Genomic DNA, 18,900 nt, shown 5'->3' on the forward strand with positions numbered 1-18,900 from the left:
GTTCATCCTAGGTTCGGGGCGTCGCCCGCCGAGAGCGGGATGCGGGTGCCGTTCACGGCTGCGGGGTCGGCCGACCACAGCCGCACGACCTCGTCGCCGAGTCGCGCCTCGAGGCCGGCGAGTGCGCGCACGACGAACACGACCGCGGCAGCGGTGTCGGGCGCGTCCGTGCCGAAGCCCTGGGCGACGGCGCGGACCCAGGCGTCCGAAGCGGCCTTCGCGGCGGCGTAGTTCGCGGCGCCGGCGGTGGGCGAGTCGACGGTGGTGGAGGAGACGAAGGCCAGTCGTCCGGCGGGCGAGGCGACGAGGTCGGCGAAGAACTCCCGCGTCGTGTTCCGGAGCGTCCGGAAGGCCCGGTCGAAGAAGTCCCAGTCGTCGTCCGACTGGCCGGCGAGGCTGCCACCGCCACGCCAGCCACCGACCAGGTGGACGAGCCCGTCGATCGGCCCGAGGTCCGCGTGGATCCGTGACGCCAGCGCGGCGACGTCCGCACGCGACGAGAGGTCGCACGTGTGGGTGGTGACGCCCGGGACGGCGGTGCTGAGCGCCTCCAGACCCGCCGCCCTCGTGCCGACCGCGACCACCGTCGCACCGGCGGTGACCAGCGACCGCGCGACGGCCTCGCCGCTGGTGCTGGTCGCGCCCGCGACCAGCACCACGCGACCGGTGAGCGACCCATCGCTCACGCGGCGACCTCCGTCGTCCCGGTGATCCCGGCCGTCGACGCGATGACCGGCGCCATCTTCTTGTTGAGCGCCTCGTAGAACATCGACAGCGGGAACTCGTCGTCCATGACCGCGTCGGTGTAGCCCTTCGGCGGTCCGGCGAGCGTCTCGGTGGGGAGTCCGCGCGCCCAGGCCGAGGCCGGGTGCGGCGTGAGCGTCCGGGTGAGCATCTCGTACGCGGCGAGCCAGTGCGCCGCCTTCGGCCGGTCGATCGAGCGCCGGTACAGCTCGTTGATCTCGTCGCTGAGGGCGATGATGACGTCCGGGACGGCCTCCCAGTCGATGGTGAGCTGCGTGTCCGTCCAGTGCAGGACGTCGTGCTGGTGCATCCACGCGAAGAGCAGCTGGCCGCCGAGGCCGTCGTAGTTGCGGACACGGCTGCCGGTGATCGCGAAGCGGAAGATGCGGTCGAACACGACGGCGTACTGCACGAGGCGCGCGTGGTCACGGATGGCGCGCTGCGCGTCCTGGAGGCTCGCATCCGGCAGCGCCGAGAGGGTGCGTTCCAGACGCACGGACTCGCGGAACGCGGTGAGGTCGCAGCGCAGCTCCTCGAGCGAGTAGAGGAAGAACGGCATCCGCTGCTTGATCATGAACGGGTCGAACGGCAGGTCTCCGCGCATGTGCGACCGGTCGTGGATGATGTCCCACATCACGAAGACCTGCTCGGTGAGCTCCTGGTCGTCGAGCATCGCGCGTGCGTCGTCAGGAAGGTCGAGCTTGGTGATCTCGGCGGCTGCGCGGACGACCCGGCGGTAGCGGGCGGCCTCGCGGTCCTGGAAGATCGCGCCCCACGTGAACGTCGGCAGCTCGCGCATCGCGACGGTCTCGGGGAAGAGCACGGCGGAGTTCGTGTCGTACCCGGGGGTGAAGTCGACGAACCGCAGCGCGACGAAGAGCGCGTTGCCGTAGTCCCCGGCCTCGAGCTCGGCGATGAACTCGGGCCAGATGACCTCGACCAGGACGGCTTCGACGAACCGCGAGGAGCTGCCGTTCTGCGTCACCATCGGGAACACGACGAGGTGACCGAGCCCGTCGACGCGGTGCTGCTGCGGCTGGAACGCGTTCAGGGAGTCGAGGAAGTCGGGGACGCCGAACCCCTCGTCGCGCCACCGGGCGAAGTCGTGCTGCACGGCCTCGAGGAAGGCCGCGTCGTGCGGGAATTGCGGTGCCAGCTCGGCGATGGCGGGGACGATCGTCGCGACGTGCTCGGTCGCTGCAGCGTGGTCGGCCGGCTCGGGCACGGAGCCGTCCTGCGCCTGGACGGTCTGCAGCGCGGTGACGGCGTCCTTCAGCCGGAGCCAGGCCGGGTGGGCGGCGACCTCGCGCACGGACAGGCGGTCCTCGACGACCTCGGGTTCTCCGACGATGGCGTCCTTCGAGAACTCCTGGACGAACTGCGACATGTCGTACCTCCCGTCGTTGGGCTGGCTGCGGGTGCGCTGGTGCATCGAGCCTAGGGAAGATCGGGGGACGCAAAGTTGCCCATCTGCGGCGGAAACGTGCGCGTCCGACGGCCCCGCGCTCCGAACCGATCGCGCCGCGCAAGGTTCCTCCGTTGCGGGGCTGGACTGCGCTCGACATCGCTCCACCGGTACGGTCGCAGTGAGCTTCAGGGAGGACCGTGGACGAACGGATCAGCGACGGGTCGAGCGTCGACGTCGAGGTCGTCCACCCCGGTGACCCGGTGGCCGACGGGATCGTGCGGACGTACCTCGCCGAGGTCGCGTCGCGCTGGTACGGACGCCCGGCGACCGAGGACGAGGTCGACCAGGCGCTGCGCGACGAGCCGTACGACGACCTGCAGGGTGCGTCCGGCGTGTTCCTCGTCGCCGTCGAGCAGGGGCGGGCGATCGCGTGCGCCGGAGGGCGGTTCGGTGCCGGTGCCGGTCTCGGTGTCGCCGAACTCACGAAGGTCTTCACCCTGCCCGAGGCTCGTGGACGGGGCACCGCGGCCCGGCTCGTGCGCGAGCTCGAGGCGGCGTGCCGTCGCCGCGGGATCGGCGTGCTCCGGCTGGACACCCGTGCTGAACTCGCCGAGGCCTGTGCGCTCTACGAGCGGCTCGGGTTCGAGCGCGTGCCCGCCTTCACCGACGACCCCTACTCGGACCGGTGGTACGCGAAGCGGCTCTGAACCGCAGCGACCGTGGGTCGGGAGGCGCGGGTCGGCGCCGCACCGCGCCTCCTGGTCGGGCCGTGGTCGCGTCCACGGCTGCCGGGCCGGCTACCGGACACGGTTGGGTCAGCGCCGCCGCCGCGCGCGGCGCATCGGGACGTGGCCCCACCAGCCGAGGCCGTCGGCGTCCACGTCGAGGTGGTCGAGCCACCGGCCGAGCGGCTCGCCGATGTTGAAATCGGCGACTTCCCAGCCGAACTCCTCGGGTGTGGCTTCGTCGCCGGTGGTGTAGGCGTCCAGCCAGTCGATCGTCGTCGAGCGCTCGCGGACGATGCCGACGCGCGGGCCGCCCCACGGAGCGTCGTAGACCACGCGGAAGCCGTCCTCGGTCGCCCAGGCATCGTGGACGACCACGGACTCCGCTTCGGTCGGGCCGCCGTCGCGGAGCTTCCGCAGGCAGGCGAGGAGTGCCCGCGGACCCCACTCGTCCGACGCCGCCGCTTCGAGTTCGGCGATCAGTTCGGCATGTCGCTCGCTCAGCACCCGGACACACCGCCGGGTCCCGTCGTCTTGGCCACCTGCGCGTCAGGCGCTCGGGCCGCTCGTCCGGTTCAACCGGTCGGCCGCACGCCCGAGGAGCCAGTTCACGGCCCACCCGACCACGCCGATGACCGGCACCGCGACGATCACGACGGTCCAGACGATCTTCACGAGGTCGCTCCGACGTCGGTCCCGCCACACCTGCACCAGCGCCAGCACGTCCAGCGCCAGCACGACCAGCAGGACCAGCACGTGCGCGCCGCCCAGGTTCTCGAGCACGTCGCTCTCCCCTCGTCCGCCGCGGCGCAGGGATGCGCTGCGCGGCGGTCCAACGATAGGAGGGCGCGGCGGGTGGTTCGTCAGTCCAGCGGTTGACATCAGTGAGCGGGCGAGTGGGCGAACACGCCACCGAGCGTCGCACGCGCGACCGCGCTCGCCTCGTCCGGTGTCAGGGGGCCACGGCCGTTGAAGAGCCGGAACACCACCGGCCCGAAGAGCAGGTCGATCATGAGGTCCGTGTCGAGTCCGGATCGGATCTGCCCCGCAGCGACACCCGCCTCGATGAGAGCACGCGTGGCGTCGCGTCGCCGGCGGAAGAACACTGCGTCCACGAGGGCGGTGCCGTCGGGTCGACCTGGTGCCGCTCCGAGCAACTGGACGGCCACGGCGCCTTCGGCCGTGCCGTAGAACGCTGCGAGGCGGACGAACTGGTCGTGGAGATCAGCGATCGCATCGCCGGTCGAGCGCGTCGGGACCGCGTCCGTCACGACGGAGCCCCACGCCTCGACGGCGAGCGCGAAACCGCTCGGCCAGTGCCGGTAGATCGTCGCCTTGCCCACCCCCGATCGCCGAGCCACCTCGTCGATGGAGAACTTCTGCCATCCGACCTCGCGGAGCACGGTCGCAGCACCGGTCACCGCCGCTGCTCGGGACTCCTGACTGACCGGCCTTCCGCGAACTGCCATACGGCGAGTTTACAGAACGATTCGTTCAGCATATGGTGGAACGGACCGTTCAGAAATGAAGTCTCGAGTGAGGAGCTCCGTCATGGTTGATCTGCGAGTCGGACTCATCGGTGTGAACGCGACCCGCGGTTGGGCAGCCGAAGCGCACGTTCCCGCCATCCGCGCTGTCCCCGGTCTGGAGCTGACGGCCGTGGCGACGCGGAAGCAGGCGAGTGCCGACGCCGCCGCAGCCGCGTTCGGCGTGCCGAAGGCGTACGGCGATCCGGACGCGCTCATCGACGACCCCGAGGTGGACGTCGTCGCGGTGGCCAGTTCCGTCGCGACGCACCACCGTCTCATCAGTCGGGCCGTCCGGGCCGGGAAGCACGTCCTCACCGAATGGCCGCTCGCGGTCGGCACGGGAGCGATGGCGGCACTTGCCGACCAAGCGCGCACCGCGGGCGTGCACACCGCCCTCGGGCTACAGGCACGTCGGAACCCCGCAGTCCTCCGCGCGCAAGCGGTCATCGCACAGGGCGAGATCGGTCGGCTGTTGGTCGCGCGGGTGTTCTCGAGCACCATGGCGTTCGGTGCAGCGGTGGACGACGAGACCCTTCCGCTCGAGGACCCCGCTGCCGGGATGCACCTGTTGACGATCCAGGCGGCACACACGCTCGACCTGCTGGCGGTCATCGCCGGCACGCCCGTGCAACTCGCTGCGACGACCACGACCCGCTTCCCCGAGCTGCGTCGGGCGGACGGTGACGGTGTGCGGAGAGTCCTTCCGGACCACGTCCTCGCGCAGGGCACGCTGCCCGACGGGGGAGCGTTCACCGCCGAGATCGAGGGCGGCCGTGACGCAGGCGACACCCCGTTCCGACTCGAACTCGAGGGCAGCGACGGGACCGTCCGACTCGAGGGCGGCGCACCCCGCGGGTTCCAGTCCGGCACCCTCGAGCTGACGGTCGACGGCGCGACCATCCCGGTCGAGACCGGGATGCTGCCTGCCTCGGTCGTCAACGTCGCCGGCGTCTACCGTGCGCTCCGTGACGACGTCCGCGACGGCACGGTCACCGCGCCGTCCTTCGCCGACGGTGTCCGCCTGGCGCATCTGCTGGACGACGTCCGTCGGAGCGCCGCGACGGGCTCGACCGTCACCCCGACCGCCCCCTGGCCGAAAAGCAGCGACCTCGTCACTCCGTAGGCGCGGGTGCTCCGGTGCGGGGGACAGCGGAGGTCCGCCGAAGATGTGACGGTCTTCTTGGAGGCACAGGCCTACCGTCTGTTGCGTGCGGCAACGACGCCGCACGATGACGAATCGAGCATCATGCAACGACGGATGAAGCACCTCGTCGCGATCGCGCTGAGCGCCGGTGTCGTGGGGGCACTGCTGCCCGCGGTCGCCGCCCAGGCGGTCACGACGAGCGACACCCCGGACTTCGGGAGCAACGTCAAGATCTACAGCCCCTCGACGCCGACCTCGACGATCCAGGCCGACGTCGACGCGGCGTTCAACTCGCAGCTCCGGAGCACGACCGCGCAGTTCGGGACGCAGCGCTCCGCTTTCCTGTTCAAGCCCGGGAGCTACGGACGGGTGTGGGCCAACCTCGGCTTCTACACGACGGTCGCCGGCCTGGGGAAGAACCCCGACGACGTGACCATCAACGGCGCCGTGAACGTCGACTCCGGGTGGAACGCCGGTGACGAGAAGAACGCGACGCAGAACTTCTGGCGGTCGGTCGAGAACGTGGCGATCGTCCCCGAGGGCGGAACCGACCGCTGGGCGGTGTCCCAGGCCGCCCCGATGCGGCGGGTCCACATCAAGGGGAACCTCACGATGGGACCCTCGAACCAGGACGGCGGCCAGGGGTACTCCTCCGGCGGGTACATCGCGGACACGAAGGTCGACGGGACGGTGACCTCCGGCTCGCAGCAGCAGTGGTACACCCGCAACTCGTCGATCGGGTCCTGGCAGGGCGGCAACTGGAACATGACGTTCTCGGGCGTGCAGGGCGCTCCCGCGAACGACTTCTCGAAGAGCTACACGACCCTGTCCACCACGCCGACGACCCGCGAGAAGCCGTACCTGTACGTCGACTCGTCGGACAAGTACCACGTGTTCGTCCCCTCGCTCCGGCAGAACTCGTCGGGCGTGACCTGGCCGAACACCGCCGGCACGGACATCCCGATGCGCAACTTCTACGTCGCCCACCCGGGTGACTCGGCGGCGACGATCAACAGTGCGCTGTCGCAGGGCCTCAACCTGTTCTTCACGCCGGGCACCTACCAGCTGAACGCTCCCATCGCGGTCACCCGTCCCGACACGGTCGTCACCGGGATCGGCTTCCCGACGCTCGTGCCGACGCAGGGCAACGCGGTGCTCACCTCGACCGACGTCGCCGGCGTGAACGTGTCGAACCTCGTCGTCGACGCGGGTTCGCAGAACAGCGCCCAGCTGGTCCGACTCGGCACGAGCGGCTCGCACGTCGACCACGCCGCCGACCCGCAGAGCATCCAGGACGTGTTCTTCCGCGTCGGTTCGAGCATCCAGGGCAAGGCAACGACGACCCTCCAGGTCAACGCGGACGACACCCTGGTCGACCACATCTGGGCCTGGCGCGCTGACCACGGCGGAGCCGCCACCGGGTGGACCGTCAACACCGGTGCGACCGGCGTCGAGGTGAACGGCAACGACGTCCTCGCGACCGGTCTGTTCGTCGAGCACTACCAGAAGTACGAAGTGCAGTGGAACGGCAACGACGGACGGACGATCTTCTTCCAGAACGAGATGCCGTACGACGTGCCGGACAACGCGTCGTGGCAGAGCCCGACCGGTGCCGGCTACGCCGCCTACAAGGTCGCCGCGAACGTCACGAGCCACGAGATCTGGGGCGGCGGTGTCTACTGCTTCTTCAACACGAACCCCGCGGTGCACGCCGACCGGGCGTTCGAGGTCCCGCAGACCGCCGGCGTCCGTGCGTACGGGCTCGTCACGGTGTCCCTCGGTGACACGGGCACGATCTCGAGTGTGATCAACGGGGTCGGGGGAGCGGTGCCGACGCCGGCGGGGAACACCGCCCCCAACCGGCTGGCGTCCTACAACTGATCCCGAGCGGGTCCCCGGCCGAGTCGCCCTCGCGCCGGGGACACCGTTCGACCCCGGCGAACGGAGCTCCGACGAGGGTCGCTAGAGCAGGTTGCCCCCGCTGGCGACCTGCATCGCGGTGACGGCTCCGGCGAAGACCACCAGCACGCCGACCAGGGTCGACAGTGCGACGGGCCACCCGGTCCGTCGCCGGGCACGTCGTGCGATCGACCCGACGATCCCCGCGACGAGGACGACGAGCGTGAGGGCGAGGTGCCAGTTGCGCACGACCGCACCGGGGTCGTCGACGGGGCCGCAGCCTGGCGACGGTTCCGCGCACGCGGTGAACGCGAGCTGGCCCACGAGGACGGCGAACCACGCTCCCACGCCCACGAGGACGGCCACGCCGAGGAGCAGGCCGGTGACGACCAGGTCGGCCGGTCCCGGGTCGCGGCGCGGCTGAGCGCGCACGGCTCGCGGCGGGTGCAGCACCAGGTCGTCGCCGGGATCGTCCCACCAGTCCTCGCGTGCCCCCATGCACCCAGCGTAGGCGGGGGCGGTGGACGCGAGCGGACGGCGGACGGGAGGCGTGGGTCGGGCCCGCACCGCGCCTCCCGTCAGAAGCGGGTCGAGCCGCGCAACCGGCGGGGACGGCCGTCGGGGTCCACGGCGAGGCGCGCGGCGGGACGCGCCCACAGACGCTGCAGTGCCGAGACCGGTTCCGGCTCGTGCTGCCGGATGCGCCCAGGGGGTCGCGGGCCGGGCTGCCCGTCCTCGTGCCAGTGGTCGAGCGCACGTGCCGTGGACCGCCAGAGGGCGAGCATGTCCGCGCCGGACCCGGTGAACCGCTCGTCGTCGGGCGTCGTCGCGAGGTGCTCCGCCCAGAGCTCGTGGCGGAGGTCCCGGGCGAGGGACCGGCCGTCGTCCGAGGTGTCCACGACGGCGCACGTGAGTTCGCTGTCGGACGTCCACGAGCGGCGATTGAAGTTGTCCGAGCCGATCGTGAACCACTCGTCGTCGACGATGCAGACCTTGGCGTGGATGTAGATCGGGCGGCCGTCCTCGTGCTCGAGGTCGAAGGCGCCGACACGGTCGGGTGCGGTGCGGCGGAGCGTCCGGAGCGCCTCGATCTGGCCGAACCGGCTCGGGGGACCGCCGAGCGGCCCGTCCGAGTTCGGGTACCGCGGCACGAGGACGACGACACGGAGCTCCCGGTTGCGTTCGAGGGCCTCGGCGATGCCGGTCGCGACCTCGCGGGACCAGAGGTACTGGTCCTCGATGTAGAGCAGCGATCGCGCTCGGGCGAAGGCCTTGCCGTACGCACGGGCGATGCTGCGCTCACCCAGGGGCGCGAACGGGAACGGCGGGCGCTTCACCCCGTACGTCCGGAGGAGCTGCACGGCGTGGTGCCCGGCCGGTGGTGGTGGCGCCGTCCGTTCGGGCAGGGGCTCGGTGTGCCGCGGCATGTGGACGAGGCGTTGCAGCAGCATCCGGTACGGCAGGCTGCGGTCGAGGGGGAGCGGGTCGTCCCAGCGCTCGGCGAACACGGCGAGCACGTCCGCGACGACCGGCCCGCGGAGCTCCATCGACGCGTCGTGCCAGGCCGGGCGCTCGCCGTAGCGGGCGTCGATCGAGACGGGCTGCGGGTCGCCCTCGTGCGCGGCGTCGTCGCGACGGCTGTGGCAGAGGTCGATCCCGCCGACGAACGCGACGTCGCGGGAGGGGTCGTCGCGGTGCTGGATGACGAAGAACTTCTGGTGGTGCGAGCCGAACACCCGGACGCGCTGGTCGAGCAGCACCTGGCCGCCGGCGTCGTTGATCTTCCGGCCGAGCAGCTCGTTCGACCGGGCGCTGATCGACGCCGAGACGCGCTCGCCGTGGGACCGCCAGATGAGCCCGCGCACCTCGATACCCGCTCGTGCACGGTCGGCCAGCAGGTCCCCGATCGTCGGGCCGTCCGGCAGCAACCGTTCGTCGGCGTCGCCGCGCCAGTCGGTGAACCACACGCGGTCGCCGGGGCGGAGGGCGGTCAGTTCCGCGTGGATGCGGTCGAAGTAGGCGGCGCCGTGCACGAGCGGCCGGACGTGGTTGCCCTCCGACCACGGTGCCGCATCGGCGCCGGTGTCCCCCTCGGCGTCGGGCCGGTTCCGGTCCGTGTCGTCGTCGGGGTGTCCCGCGTGCACGCCGGTGGCGAGGTTGCCTCGCTCGTCGCGGGAGAGGAACCAATCAGCTGGACCGGTACGCACAGTCGAACAGTACGGGACGGCGACGTTCAGGGGCGCGAGCCCGGCAGGGGGATCTCGTGGCGGTCGTCCCACGGCTCGGCCCAGCCGAGGCGGTCGAACAGGGCGTCGAGGAGCATCGCGGTGAAGCCCCAGACGACGTGCTGCTCGGGGCCGGAGTCGATCGTGAACGCCGGGCCGCGCCACTCCTGGCCGCCGCGGCGGATCACCGTCACGCCGCGGTGGGCGGGGTCGAGCAGGTCGGCCACCGGCGCCCGGAACACCGCGGCGGACTCGGCCTCGTCGACGACCCGGACGGGCGAGGACTCGCGCCACCACCCGATCACCGGCGTGACGAGGTGCCGCGAGAACGCGAGCGGCACCGGGGCGATCGTGCCGAGGACGTCCACGCCCGCGGTGTCGATGCCGGTCTCCTCGCGGGCTTCCCGGAGTGCCGCGGCGGTCGCGTCCGTGTCACCGGGGTCGACCCGGCCGCCGGGGAACGCGATCTCGCCGGGGTGGGCGCGGAGCGTGGTGGCCCGTGCGAGCAGCAGGACGTCGAGGTCCCGCGAGACCTCGGTGCCGGCGGCTCCGACGGCTCCGGCGGCGGGGCGGTCGCTCGGCACGTCGTCGAGTTCGCCGAACAGGATGAGGACGGCCGCGTTGCGGGAGGCGCTGGCCACCGGCATGCCCGTGACGAGCGGGGCGGCACCGGGACCGACGAGCGCGGAGAGCTGCTGACGCGCCGGGTTCACGTCGTCAGCCTAGGTGCTGCGCTCCGAGGCGGGACATCCGGAAGGTGCGCCCCCGGGGGATCTCCGAGGCACGACCCGTACGTTCCGAGTCAGCACCACCGGGACCACGGCGGTCCCGCACCGACACTGCACGGGAGCAGACCATGACCGACACCGACGGCACCGCACCGAAGAACGACGCCGAGGGCACCCCGAAGCCGGACGGCCTCGGCGAGGACGGCACGATCCCCAACGAGCCCGACGGCCTCGCCGCCGGACACGTGGGCGACGACTCGCACTTCAACCCGGAGGAGGACGACGGCACGGAATGAGGATGCTCGTCACCGCCACGATCGGGGTCGGGCTGGCCCTGGCGCTCGCCGGGTGTTCGTCGCCCGGGTCCGTCTGCGCCGACTACGGGCAGGGCAACACGGTGAACGTCGTCGTGCCCGACCACCTCGCGACCACCGTCGAGTCGGTCGCCGTGTGCGTCGGTGCCGACTGCACGCCCGAGCAGGAGTCGGCGACGTCCGAGGTCGACGGCGCGACCTGGACGGTCCCGGTCGAGCAGACGCAGGACGAACGCGGCCGCGTGGCGCTCTTCGACGCCGACGGTGCGCGGCTCGACGAGCGCGGCGTCGAACTGGCCTGGACGGACTACGGCTTCGGCGCACCCCTGCAGTGCCGGGGGAGCGGTGTCGCCGAGGTCTGGCTCGACTGACGGCCCGAAGCGCAGGCCGCACCGGACGGTGAGCTCGGAGGCTAGAGCACCCGCTCCAACAACCGCAGCGTCCCCGCGATGTCCACGTCGCGGTCGAGCAACCACTGCACCTGCAACCCGTCGAACGCCGCGATGATGAGCGACGCGACCTGGTCGAGGTCCGCATCGCTGTGCCGACCGGTGGCGGCGAGCTCGTCGCGCAGTTGCTGCGCCAGATCAGCGCGCGCCGTGGCGAACCGTGCCGCGAAGTACGACCGCGCGGTCTCGTTCCCCGCCTCCACCGAGGCACCGAGCAGCGTCGTGTAGAGCGTCACCAGGGCCGGCTCGCTGACGTTCCGGTGGGCGACGAACTCGAGCCGGGGGAACACGCCGCCGGTGTCGCCCAACGCCCGGTTCGACGCGTCGTCACGCTCCCGCAGCACCTCGACGAGCAGAGCCTCGCGCGATGAGAAGTAGTGCCGGAGTGCGGCGTGCGAGATGCCGATCGCCTCGCCGATGGCCCGGAGCGAGGTCCCGTCGATGCCACGGGAGGCGACGACCTCGAGCGTCTGGTCGAGGATCTCCTGCCGGCGCTGCACGCCCTTGGCGTAGGGCCCGCGGCTGCCGGTTCCATCGTTGGAGGTCACTCGGACCAACCTACCGGCAGCCATGAGTCGCGGAAGTGCTGGCGCAAAGTACCGAAACAAAAACTTCCGGTCGGAGGTTTTGGGTGCTACTGTCCCGATCACCTAGTAGCACTAGGGATTCAGCGGGCCCCGAAGCCCCCTATGACTCGAGGAGGAGTCATGTCGACACCGACGTCGAAGGAAGAACCCACACGCGGCATCGCCGGAACCGCGACCCCCGCGGTCACCGCAGCCGCCGGCGCCACCGCCACGGACGCAGCGGCGTCCCGAGCCTTCTCGGTCGAGGGCATCACGCAGTCCGTCAGCACCATGCGGGTCGGCCGCGGCTACCTCTGGGGCCTCAGCTTCGCCCAGTTCGGCCTCTTCGTCGCCCTGCTCACGCCGGTCTTCGTGAGCATGTCGATCAAGGCGACCGAGCTCAACCCGTCGAACCCCGAGACGATCGTCGGTTCGGTCCTGCCGTTCGGCGCGATCGGTGCCCTGCTCGCGAACCCGCTCTTCGGCGCGATCTCGGACCGCACCCGCACCCGCTGGGGTCGTCGTCGGCCGTGGATGGTCGGCGGCGTCATCGTCTTCGTCGGTGCGCTCGCCTGGCTCGCGTTCTCGCCGAACGTCCTGCAGCTCACCCTGGCGTGGGTCCTCGCGCAGGTCACCGCCAACGCGGTCCTCGCCACCCTGACCGCGAGCTTCGCCGACAACGTGCCGGAGTTCCAGCGCGGCAAGGCCTCGAGCGTCATCGCGCTCGCGCAGAACACCGCGATCCTCGCCGGTCTGTACCTGGCCGTCTACCTGGTCGGCAACCTGCCGATGCTCTTCATCGTCCCGGGCATCATCGCGATCATCGCGATCCTCGTCTACTCGTTCGTGGCCCGCGACGAGCTGCCCCCGCCGCCGATCAAGCCGTTCAGCTGGGTCAACCTCATCTCGTCCTTCTGGACCAACCCGATCAAGCACCGCGACTTCGGGCTCGCCTGGTGGGGGCGCTTCCTCATCACCTTCGGCACGTTCATGTTCACGACCTACCGCCTGCTGTACATGGAGGACCGGATCGGCCTCCCGCAGAAGGAGGCCGTCGGCATCGTCGCGTTCGGTGTGCTCCTCTACACCGTCGCCCTGCTGGTCAGCGCCGCGCTCTCCGGGTGGGTGTCCGACCGCGTCGGCCGCCGCAAGGTCTTCGTGTGGAGCTCCACGGCCCTCACCGCCGTCGGCCTGGTGATCCTGGCGCACGTCGACACGGTCGGCGGGTTCTACTTCGCCGAGATCGTGATGGGCTTCGCCTTCGGCATCTACTCCGCCATCGACACCGCCCTCATCGTCGACGTGCTGCCCGACCCGGAGCGCCCCGGCAAGGACCTCGGCGTGATCAACATCGCGAACGCGCTGCCGCAGTCGCTCGCCCCGGCCGTCGGCCTCTTCCTCCTCGGCGTCGGGGGCGGTCAGAACTACACGCTCATGCTCTGGGGCGCGGGCGTCGCGGTGATCCTCGGCGCACTCGTGATCTTCCCCATCAAGTCGGTCCGGTAGACGGCGCACCAGCGCACGGTCCTGGAGGCGCGACCCGACTCACGAAGGCGAGTCGCGCCTCCAGGCGGTCACCGCACACACCGCAAGCCTCCCTGAAAGGACCAGTCATGGCACCCGCCATCTCCCTGCAGCTCTACACGGTGAACGCCGCGCTGGAGCCCGACCTCGACGGCGGCGTCCGCCGCCTCGCCGACATCGGCTTCGACACCGTCGAGGCGTTCGCGTTCGTCGACCGAGCAGCGCAGCTCAAGGAAGCGTTCGACGCCCACGGCATCACCGCGAAGACCGGCCACGCCTTCCTCGTCGAGGAGACCATCCCGCTGCCCGACGGCACCGTGATGACCGCTCCGTCGCACGCCGACACCTTCGCCGCGGCGAAGGAGCTCGGCCTCGAGATCGTCATCGACCCGTTCGTCGGCCCCGACCACTGGACCACCCGCGAGGGCGTCGAGCGCGTCGCGGCCCGACTCAACGCCGCCGCTGCCGAGGCGGCCGAGCACGGCCTCCGCGTCGGCTACCACAACCACGACCACGAGCTCCGACCGCAGATCGACGGCCGGCCCGCACTGCAGGTGCTCGCCTCGCTGCTCGACCCGGGCGTGGTGCTCGAGCTCGACCTGTACTGGGCCTCCGCCGCGGGCATCGACCTCGTGCCGTTCATCGAGGAGCTCGGTGACCGCATCGTCGCCGTGCACGTCAAGGACGGCCCGATGCGCGACGACATCTCCACCGCGACGATCCCCACCGACCAGACCCCGGCCGGCCAGGGCGACGTCCGGCTCGCCGAGGCGCTGCGTGCCGCGACGGCCCTCGAGTACGCCGTGATCGAGTTCGACGGGTTCGCGGGGGACGTCTTCGACGGGGTCGCCCAGTCGTACGAGTGGCTCGCCGCGCAGCTCGCACCGAGCGGATCGGCGGTGTCCGCATGACCCGCACGGGCAAGGTCGGCATCGGCTTCATCGGCGCCGGCATGATCAGCGAGCAGTACCTGGCGAACCTCACGACCTTCCCCGACGTCGAGGTCGTCCGGATCGGCGACATCGACACGGAGCGGGCGGCGGCGTCGGCGGCGAAGTGGGGCGTCGCGGCCTCCGGCGACGGAGCGTCGGTCCTCGCCGACCCCGACGTCGAGATCGTCATCAACCTCACGCTCCCGGCCACGCACGTGGCGGTGTCCACGGACGCCCTCCGCGCGGGCAAGCACGTGTGGAGCGAGAAGCCGATCGGGGTCGACCGCGAGTCCGCTGCGGGCCTGGTCGCCCTCGCCGACGAGCTCGGGCTCGGGCTCGGCATCGCGCCCGACACCGTGCTCGGCCCGGGGTGGCAGACCGCCAAGCGGGCGATCGAGGCCGGCGCGATCGGCACGCCGCTCACCGCGGTCACGAGCATGCAGTGGCAGGGGCCGGACGTGTTCCACCCGAACGCGTCGTTCCTCTACGCCAAGGGTGCCGGCCCGCTGTTCGACATCGGCCCGTACTACTTCACGGCGCTCGTGCACCTGCTCGGGCCGATCGACTCCGTCGTCGCGACCGGGTCGCGGTCCCGCGAGACCCGGGAGCTCGTCGTCGGGCCGAACGCGGGCCAGTCGTTCCCCGTCGAGGTGCCCACCCACGTGTCCGTCCTGTCGTCGTTCGAGCAGGGTGGCAACGCGCAGTCGCTGCTGTCGTTCGACACCCCGCTGTTCCGGCACGGCGTCTTCGAGGTCAACGGCACCGAGGGCACGATCCTCCTGCCCGACCCGAACACCTTCGGCGGCGGGCACCCGATCCGGATCGCCCGACCGATCCCCGTCGGTGCCTCGTGGCCGTTCGAACAGGAGTGGGAGACGCTCCTCGACGAGGAGCCGACGGTCGGCCGGGGCCTCGGCGTGCTCGACATGGCGCGGGCCATCCGCGGCGGCGGTTCGCACATCGCGACCGGTGCGGTCGGCTACCACGTGCTCGACGCGATGGTCTCGGTGGAGGAGTCCATCGAGCGGCGGTCGTTCGTCGAGGTCGAGTCCACCGTCGGGGCGATCGCGTCCCTGCCTGAGGACTTCGACCCGTTCGCTGCCACGCTGGAGACGGCGCCGGCTGCGGTCTGACGACCGGGGCACCAGACAGGAGGCCCTGCTCACGTCCGCCGCGTGCGGAACGTGCGCAGGGCCTCCCGTCGTGTCCGTGGTCACCAGGGAACGACGCCCGCGTCCTCGAAGAAGCCACCGCGCGGGCCGTCGTCCGGCAGCGTCGCGAGCCGCACCGCGGTCGCCGCGCCCTGCGCGGCCGTGCGGTCGCCGCTGAAGCCGTTGAAGTCCGTCGCGACGAGCCCCGGGCATGCAGCGTTGACGATGACCGGGGTGTCCGCGAACGTCCTCGCGTACTGGGTCGTGATCCCGTTGAGGAACGTCTTCGACGGGGCGTACGCGGCCATCACCGGACCCGGCTGGCGGCCGAGGGAGCCCATGCTGCTCGACGCGTTCACGATGCGCGGCGCGGGGGAGCGGCGCAGCAGCGGCAGCATCGCGTTCGTCACGCGGACGACGCCGTAGACGTTGACGTCGACGACCTGCCGGACGACGTCGAGGTCGAGCGTCGTCGGGTCCTGCGTCCATGTCACCGGGTCGAACGGGCCCGAGATCCCGGCGTTGTTCACGAGGACGTCGAGTCGGCCGAAGCGCTCCTCGACCTCCGCCGCAGCGTCCGCCACGCTCTCGTCGCTCGTCACGTCGAGCCGGACCCCGTGGGCGTCGACCCCGCTCGCCCGCAGTCGTTCCACCGCTTCCTCGCGACCGGTGTCGCTCCGTGCCCCGACGAGCACGCGCATCCCCGTCGCACCCAGCTGCTCGGCGATCGCGTACCCGATGCCCTTGTTCGCGCCGGTCACCAGCGCGGTCGTCTTGTCGTTCTCCATGTGCTCGATCGTCGGTCCGGGGTGGTTCCCGCGTCCAACACCGATCGGGTGGGTGGTGATACTCCCCGGGTATCGGTGGGCGTAGGCTCCGTGCGTGGACGATGTCGAGACGCGCGAGCTCCGGTACTTCGTCGCCGTCGCCGAGGAACTGCACTTCGGCCGCGCGGCGCTCCGACTCGGGATGGCGCAGCCGCCGTTGTCGCGGGCGATCCGGCAGCTCGAGGAGCGGATCGGCGTCCGGCTCTTCGACCGTGACCGTCGCGGCGTGACCCTCACCGACGCGGGGTCGGCGCTCCTCCGCGAAGCCCCGGCCGCCCTCGACGCCGTGCGCGCGGCCGTCCGGCGGACCCGACGCGCGGGGGCGCCGGAGCAGCGGCTCGTCCTCGCGACGAAGGCCGGGTCGTCGCACGAGTTCCTGCAGGCGCTGCTCGACGCCGCCCCCGAGGACGTGCCGGTCGACGTGGTGCTCTGCGAGATCGGTGAGCAGGCGGGACTCCTCCTCGACGGCACAGCGGACGTGGCGGTCATGCACCGGCCGTTCGACGACTTCGCCGGGATCGAGTCGGTCGACCTGTACTCCGAGCCGCAGGTCGCGATCGTCCCCGCCTCGCACCCGCTCGCCGACCGCCGGTCCCTCACGATGGCCGAGGTGTCGTCGGTCCCCGACCTGCCGATGGCGCGGTGGCCCCTCGCCGACTGGACCTACCCGCCGGGACCGGGGCCGGAGGTGCACTCGCAGTCGCAGCTGGCGCAGCTCGTCGCGCTCGGTCGGACGCTGCTCGTGATCCCGCGCTCGAGCCGGGCCTGGCAGTGGCCCGAGCACGTCGCGGTGCCGGTGCTCGACGCGCCCCTCGCGACGACGGTGCTCGGGTGGCCGGTCGGGCGGGAGACGCCAGCGGTCGCGCGGCTCGTGGCGACCGGGCTGCGGATCGGGGAGGCCGCGGGCGCGGTCAGCGCCTGACGGGGCCGGTCAGCGGCGGGTGGCGTGCTGCCGCAGCGCGACCACCACGCGGTCGAGGAAGTCGTCGACCTCGTCCTGGCGGTAGCCCTCGCGGAACTTGGTCGGTTGGAAGCGCGCCAGGGTGACGTCCTCGGGCGTCAGCGGGTCGACCGGACGTCCGGCCTCGTACCCGGCCAGGGTCGCCCGGACCCGGTCGAGGAAGTCGTCGACCTCGCGCTGGTCGTACCCTTCGCGCCACTTCGTCGGTGCGAACTTCGCGTTCGCCACATCACTCGCGAGCATGCTCTCCCCCTCGTGCCGGACCCCGCGTGCCGGCGTGTTCGACGATCCTCGCACAGGTCACCCGGCGGGTGTGTCCGTCCAGACCCGGTCGATCGGCACCTCGTGGCCGAGCACCGCGACCGCCGCACGGTGCCCCGAGTACAGCGCGCCGGCCACCGTCGCGGGGTCGTCGGTCCACGTCGCCTCGCCCGCCAGGTGCACGCGTCCCGCGATCGGCACCGCGAGGTCGTCGTGGTCGCTCGTCGTCGACCCCGGCAGCATGTGCGCGTACGAGCCCCGGGCGAACGGGTCGTCCTGCCATGCCGTCACGAGCACCGACGTCGGCGTCCCCACGGCGTCGCCGTACAGTCGCCGGAGCTGCTCGAGCACCGAGTCCGCGACCCGCTCCCTGCTCCAGCCCCGGATCGCCCGCGCTGCCGGACCGGCCGCGAAGGTGAGCAGCGTCGGCACCCCGTCGAGCCGCGTCAGGTCGTACCAGGAGTGCCACCACCGGCCGGCCGGACCGAGCTGCCGGACCGCGTAGACGTCGGCGTCCCAGAACCGCTCCGGGAACCGCAGGACGACCTTCTCGAACGCGTTCATCCGCAGCCGTCCGAGTGCCTGCCGGTGCCGTGCGGGCAGCGGTGGCTCGATCACGAGGTCGCCGGCCTGCAGCACCCCGACGGGCACCGTGACGACGACGGCCTCGGCGTGGAACGGGCCGCGGCTGCTCGTGACCACCACCCCGCCGTCCCCGTGGTCGATGCGCTCGACGACGTGTCCGAGCCGGACGTCGAGCCCCGCGGCGAGGTGTGCGGGCAGGGCGTCGTAGCCGTCCGGGAACACCACCTCGTCGCCCGCGATCGTGTCGTCGTCGAGCCCGTGCGCGGCGAGCTCGTCGCCCGCGACCCCGTACTGCTCCTCGCTCCGGTGCTCGAGGTGCTCGCTGACCCGTTCCGCCCGCTCGGCGTCCCAGCCCTGCGCCGCGACGGCCCGGGCGACCACGTCGCGGTAGCTGTCGAGCGGCGCCGATCGCTCGACCTCGTCGGCCAGGGCGCGGTCGACCGTGCGCACGTCGTCGGCGAACCGGGCGGCTGCACCGGCGTCGAGCCGACGACCGTCGGGCCCGTGGTACGCGATCGGCCGGCTGTCGACCTGGTACCCGCCGACGGTGAACTCGACCGTGCGGATGCCGAACGCGGCGACGGCGTCGGCCACGGCGTTGTCCTCGACGCCGTGGATCCACGAGGCGCCGAGGTCCGTCACGTGCCCGTCGGTCCGGTCGGTGTGGACCCGACCGCCGATCCGGTCCCGGGCCTCGAGCACGACGACCCGGCGCCCGGCCCCGGCGAGCACCCGTGCGGCCGCGAGCCCCGCCACGCCCGCACCGATCACGACGACGTCGGCGTCCTCCATGCTGGTGCTCCTCTCGGGACTGGATCAAGATTGACACAGCCAGGTGCGGAAATCGTTGCTGAGGTCTAGTTTCAGTGCTCGTATCCACAGAGTCGTGGAGCGACGGCGACGGTTTCCGTCGCTCGCCATCGGGAGA

Annotated in this window: 20 protein-coding genes and 2 pseudogenes; 9 read left to right on the forward strand and 13 right to left on the reverse strand. The window is 71.7% G+C overall.

Going from position 1 to position 18,900, the window contains the following annotated elements; all coding sequences use genetic code 11:
• Positions 1-2: 2 nt before the first annotated feature.
• Together J2X60_RS16345 and J2X60_RS16350 are read right to left on the reverse strand one after the other, a co-directional pair.
• Complete coding sequence (locus J2X60_RS16345; RefSeq protein ID WP_309888979.1) at positions 3-686, reverse strand: SDR family NAD(P)-dependent oxidoreductase; 684 nt, start codon at positions 684-686, stop codon at positions 3-5.
• Positions 683-2,131 carry a DUF6421 family protein gene (locus J2X60_RS16350; RefSeq protein ID WP_309889059.1) on the reverse strand — a complete coding sequence of 483 codons (1,449 nt, stop codon included), beginning with the start codon at positions 2,129-2,131 and terminating at the stop codon, positions 683-685. Before J2X60_RS16350 ends, J2X60_RS16345 begins: the two co-directional genes overlap by 4 nt.
• A 218-nt stretch (positions 2,132-2,349) precedes the next feature.
• Here J2X60_RS16350 and J2X60_RS16355 point away from each other — a divergent pair, with 218 nt between their 5' ends.
• Positions 2,350-2,859, forward strand: a complete 510-nt coding sequence (locus tag J2X60_RS16355) for a GNAT family N-acetyltransferase (protein ID WP_309888981.1) — start codon at positions 2,350-2,352, stop codon at positions 2,857-2,859.
• Positions 2,860-2,967: 108 nt separating this feature from the next.
• Here the strand turns inward: J2X60_RS16355 and J2X60_RS16360 are convergent, their stop codons facing one another.
• From J2X60_RS16360 to J2X60_RS16370, 3 genes are all read right to left on the reverse strand, one after another.
• Positions 2,968-3,384: a hypothetical protein gene (locus J2X60_RS16360; protein ID WP_309776839.1), complete on the reverse strand. Its 417-nt coding sequence runs from the start codon at positions 3,382-3,384 to the stop codon at positions 2,968-2,970.
• A 42-nt stretch (positions 3,385-3,426) separates the two neighbouring features.
• Positions 3,427-3,660 (reverse strand): PLDc N-terminal domain-containing protein, encoded by a 234-nt coding sequence (locus J2X60_RS16365; protein ID WP_022907408.1) that lies wholly within the window; start codon positions 3,658-3,660, stop codon positions 3,427-3,429.
• Between the two features lie 98 nt (positions 3,661-3,758).
• The gene (locus J2X60_RS16370; protein ID WP_309888983.1) at positions 3,759-4,346 is read right to left on the reverse strand and encodes a TetR/AcrR family transcriptional regulator; all 588 of its coding nucleotides are present in this window, start codon (positions 4,344-4,346) and stop codon (positions 3,759-3,761) included.
• A gap of 82 nt (positions 4,347-4,428) precedes the next feature.
• Between J2X60_RS16370 and J2X60_RS16375 the strand changes: the two genes are divergently transcribed.
• Together J2X60_RS16375 and J2X60_RS16380 are read left to right on the forward strand one after the other, a co-directional pair.
• The gene (locus tag J2X60_RS16375) at positions 4,429-5,529 is read left to right on the forward strand and encodes a Gfo/Idh/MocA family oxidoreductase (protein ID WP_309888985.1); all 1,101 of its coding nucleotides are present in this window, start codon (positions 4,429-4,431) and stop codon (positions 5,527-5,529) included.
• 123 nt (positions 5,530-5,652) lie between these two features.
• Positions 5,653-7,431, forward strand: a complete 1,779-nt coding sequence (locus tag J2X60_RS16380; protein ID WP_309888987.1) for a hypothetical protein — start codon at positions 5,653-5,655, stop codon at positions 7,429-7,431.
• An 81-nt stretch (positions 7,432-7,512) separates the two neighbouring features.
• Here the strand turns inward: J2X60_RS16380 and J2X60_RS16385 are convergent, their stop codons facing one another.
• The 3 genes from J2X60_RS16385 to J2X60_RS16395 form a co-directional block, all read right to left on the reverse strand.
• The gene (locus J2X60_RS16385; RefSeq protein WP_309888989.1) at positions 7,513-7,947 is read right to left on the reverse strand and encodes a hypothetical protein; all 435 of its coding nucleotides are present in this window, start codon (positions 7,945-7,947) and stop codon (positions 7,513-7,515) included.
• Positions 7,948-8,027: 80 nt separating this feature from the next.
• Positions 8,028-9,656, reverse strand: coding sequence for a phospholipase D-like domain-containing protein (locus tag J2X60_RS16390; RefSeq protein WP_309888991.1), 1,629 nt, complete (start codon positions 9,654-9,656; stop codon positions 8,028-8,030).
• A 26-nt stretch (positions 9,657-9,682) separates the two neighbouring features.
• Entirely contained in the window at positions 9,683-10,321 is a 639-nt protein-coding gene (locus J2X60_RS16395) for a CoA pyrophosphatase (RefSeq protein ID WP_309889061.1), read from the reverse strand.
• A 209-nt stretch (positions 10,322-10,530) separates the two neighbouring features.
• Between J2X60_RS16395 and J2X60_RS16400 the strand changes: the two genes are divergently transcribed.
• Both J2X60_RS16400 and J2X60_RS16405 read left to right on the forward strand, forming a co-directional pair.
• Positions 10,531-10,698 (forward strand): hypothetical protein, encoded by a 168-nt coding sequence (locus J2X60_RS16400; RefSeq protein WP_309888993.1) that lies wholly within the window; start codon positions 10,531-10,533, stop codon positions 10,696-10,698.
• Between the two features lie 2 nt (positions 10,699-10,700).
• The gene (locus J2X60_RS16405; protein ID WP_309888995.1) at positions 10,701-11,087 is read left to right on the forward strand and encodes a hypothetical protein; all 387 of its coding nucleotides are present in this window, start codon (positions 10,701-10,703) and stop codon (positions 11,085-11,087) included.
• Positions 11,088-11,128: 41 nt separating this feature from the next.
• Here J2X60_RS16405 and J2X60_RS16410 read toward each other — a convergent pair whose 3' ends face one another.
• Positions 11,129-11,713, reverse strand: a complete 585-nt coding sequence (locus J2X60_RS16410) for a TetR/AcrR family transcriptional regulator (protein WP_309888997.1) — start codon at positions 11,711-11,713, stop codon at positions 11,129-11,131.
• Between the two features lie 159 nt (positions 11,714-11,872).
• On the opposite strand from J2X60_RS16410, the gene J2X60_RS16415 reads away from it, so the two are divergent.
• The 3 genes from J2X60_RS16415 to J2X60_RS16425 all read left to right on the forward strand — a co-directional run bounded on the left by J2X60_RS16415 (position 11,873) and on the right by J2X60_RS16425 (position 15,320).
• On the forward strand, positions 11,873-13,237 hold the full coding sequence (locus J2X60_RS16415; RefSeq protein ID WP_309888999.1) for an MFS transporter: 1,365 nt from the start codon (positions 11,873-11,875) through the stop codon (positions 13,235-13,237).
• Positions 13,238-13,344: 107 nt separating this feature from the next.
• A complete protein-coding gene (locus tag J2X60_RS16420) occupies positions 13,345-14,166 on the forward strand; it encodes a sugar phosphate isomerase/epimerase (RefSeq protein WP_229085459.1) in 822 nt (273 codons plus the stop codon).
• A complete protein-coding gene (locus J2X60_RS16425; RefSeq protein ID WP_309776820.1) occupies positions 14,163-15,320 on the forward strand; it encodes a Gfo/Idh/MocA family oxidoreductase in 1,158 nt (385 codons plus the stop codon). Before J2X60_RS16420 ends, J2X60_RS16425 begins: the two co-directional genes overlap by 4 nt.
• Before the next feature lie 80 nt (positions 15,321-15,400).
• Here J2X60_RS16425 and J2X60_RS16430 read toward each other — a convergent pair whose 3' ends face one another.
• Positions 15,401-16,126, reverse strand: a complete 726-nt coding sequence (locus tag J2X60_RS16430) for an SDR family NAD(P)-dependent oxidoreductase (protein WP_309889002.1) — start codon at positions 16,124-16,126, stop codon at positions 15,401-15,403.
• Positions 16,127-16,220: 94 nt separating this feature from the next.
• On the opposite strand from J2X60_RS16430, the gene J2X60_RS16435 reads away from it, so the two are divergent.
• Positions 16,221-17,087 carry a LysR family transcriptional regulator gene (locus tag J2X60_RS16435; protein WP_070418005.1) on the forward strand — a complete coding sequence of 289 codons (867 nt, stop codon included), beginning with the start codon at positions 16,221-16,223 and terminating at the stop codon, positions 17,085-17,087.
• 29 nt (positions 17,088-17,116) lie between these two features.
• On the opposite strand, the pseudogene J2X60_RS16440 reads toward J2X60_RS16435, so the two are convergent.
• The 3 genes and pseudogenes from J2X60_RS16440 to J2X60_RS16450 all read right to left on the reverse strand — a co-directional run.
• Positions 17,117-17,228 (reverse strand): annotated as a pseudogene (locus J2X60_RS16440) (DivIVA domain-containing protein); the annotation flags it as partial.
• A gap of 45 nt (positions 17,229-17,273) precedes the next feature.
• A pseudogene (locus J2X60_RS16445) lies at positions 17,274-17,369 on the reverse strand (DivIVA domain-containing protein); the annotation flags it as partial.
• A 57-nt stretch (positions 17,370-17,426) separates the two neighbouring features.
• Positions 17,427-18,764, reverse strand: coding sequence for an NAD(P)/FAD-dependent oxidoreductase (locus tag J2X60_RS16450; RefSeq protein WP_309889004.1), 1,338 nt, complete (start codon positions 18,762-18,764; stop codon positions 17,427-17,429).
• Positions 18,765-18,900 lie beyond the last annotated feature (136 nt).

This window comes from Curtobacterium sp. 320, from assembly GCF_031455235.1.
GTDB lineage: Bacteria > Actinomycetota > Actinomycetes > Actinomycetales > Microbacteriaceae > Curtobacterium.

Bases quoted from the DNA above. Each gene is read 5' to 3' on its own strand.
- J2X60_RS16405 (WP_309888995.1), top strand. From the start codon at position 10,701: ATGCTCGTCACCGCCACGATCGGGGTCGGGCTGGCCCTGGCGCTCGCC.
- J2X60_RS16395 (WP_309889061.1), bottom strand. From the start codon at position 10,321: ATGCCGGTGGCCAGCGCCTCCCGCAACGCGGCCGTCCTCATCCTGTTC.
- J2X60_RS16450 (WP_309889004.1), bottom strand. From the start codon at position 18,764: ATGGAGGACGCCGACGTCGTCGTGATCGGTGCGGGCGTGGCGGGGCTC.
- J2X60_RS16385 (WP_309888989.1), bottom strand. From the start codon at position 7,947: ATGGGGGCACGCGAGGACTGGTGGGACGATCCCGGCGACGACCTGGTG.
- J2X60_RS16415 (WP_309888999.1), top strand. From the start codon at position 11,873: ATGTCGACACCGACGTCGAAGGAAGAACCCACACGCGGCATCGCCGGA.
- J2X60_RS16430 (WP_309889002.1), bottom strand. From the start codon at position 16,126: ATGGAGAACGACAAGACGACCGCGCTGGTGACCGGCGCGAACAAGGGC.
- J2X60_RS16370 (WP_309888983.1), bottom strand. From the start codon at position 4,346: ATGGCAGTTCGCGGAAGGCCGGTCAGTCAGGAGTCCCGAGCAGCGGCG.
- J2X60_RS16375 (WP_309888985.1), top strand. From the start codon at position 4,429: ATGGTTGATCTGCGAGTCGGACTCATCGGTGTGAACGCGACCCGCGGT.
- J2X60_RS16350 (WP_309889059.1), bottom strand. From the start codon at position 2,131: ATGTCGCAGTTCGTCCAGGAGTTCTCGAAGGACGCCATCGTCGGAGAA.
- J2X60_RS16420 (WP_229085459.1), top strand. From the start codon at position 13,345: ATGGCACCCGCCATCTCCCTGCAGCTCTACACGGTGAACGCCGCGCTG.
- J2X60_RS16425 (WP_309776820.1), top strand. From the start codon at position 14,163: ATGACCCGCACGGGCAAGGTCGGCATCGGCTTCATCGGCGCCGGCATG.
- J2X60_RS16380 (WP_309888987.1), top strand. From the start codon at position 5,653: ATGCAACGACGGATGAAGCACCTCGTCGCGATCGCGCTGAGCGCCGGT.
- J2X60_RS16400 (WP_309888993.1), top strand. From the start codon at position 10,531: ATGACCGACACCGACGGCACCGCACCGAAGAACGACGCCGAGGGCACC.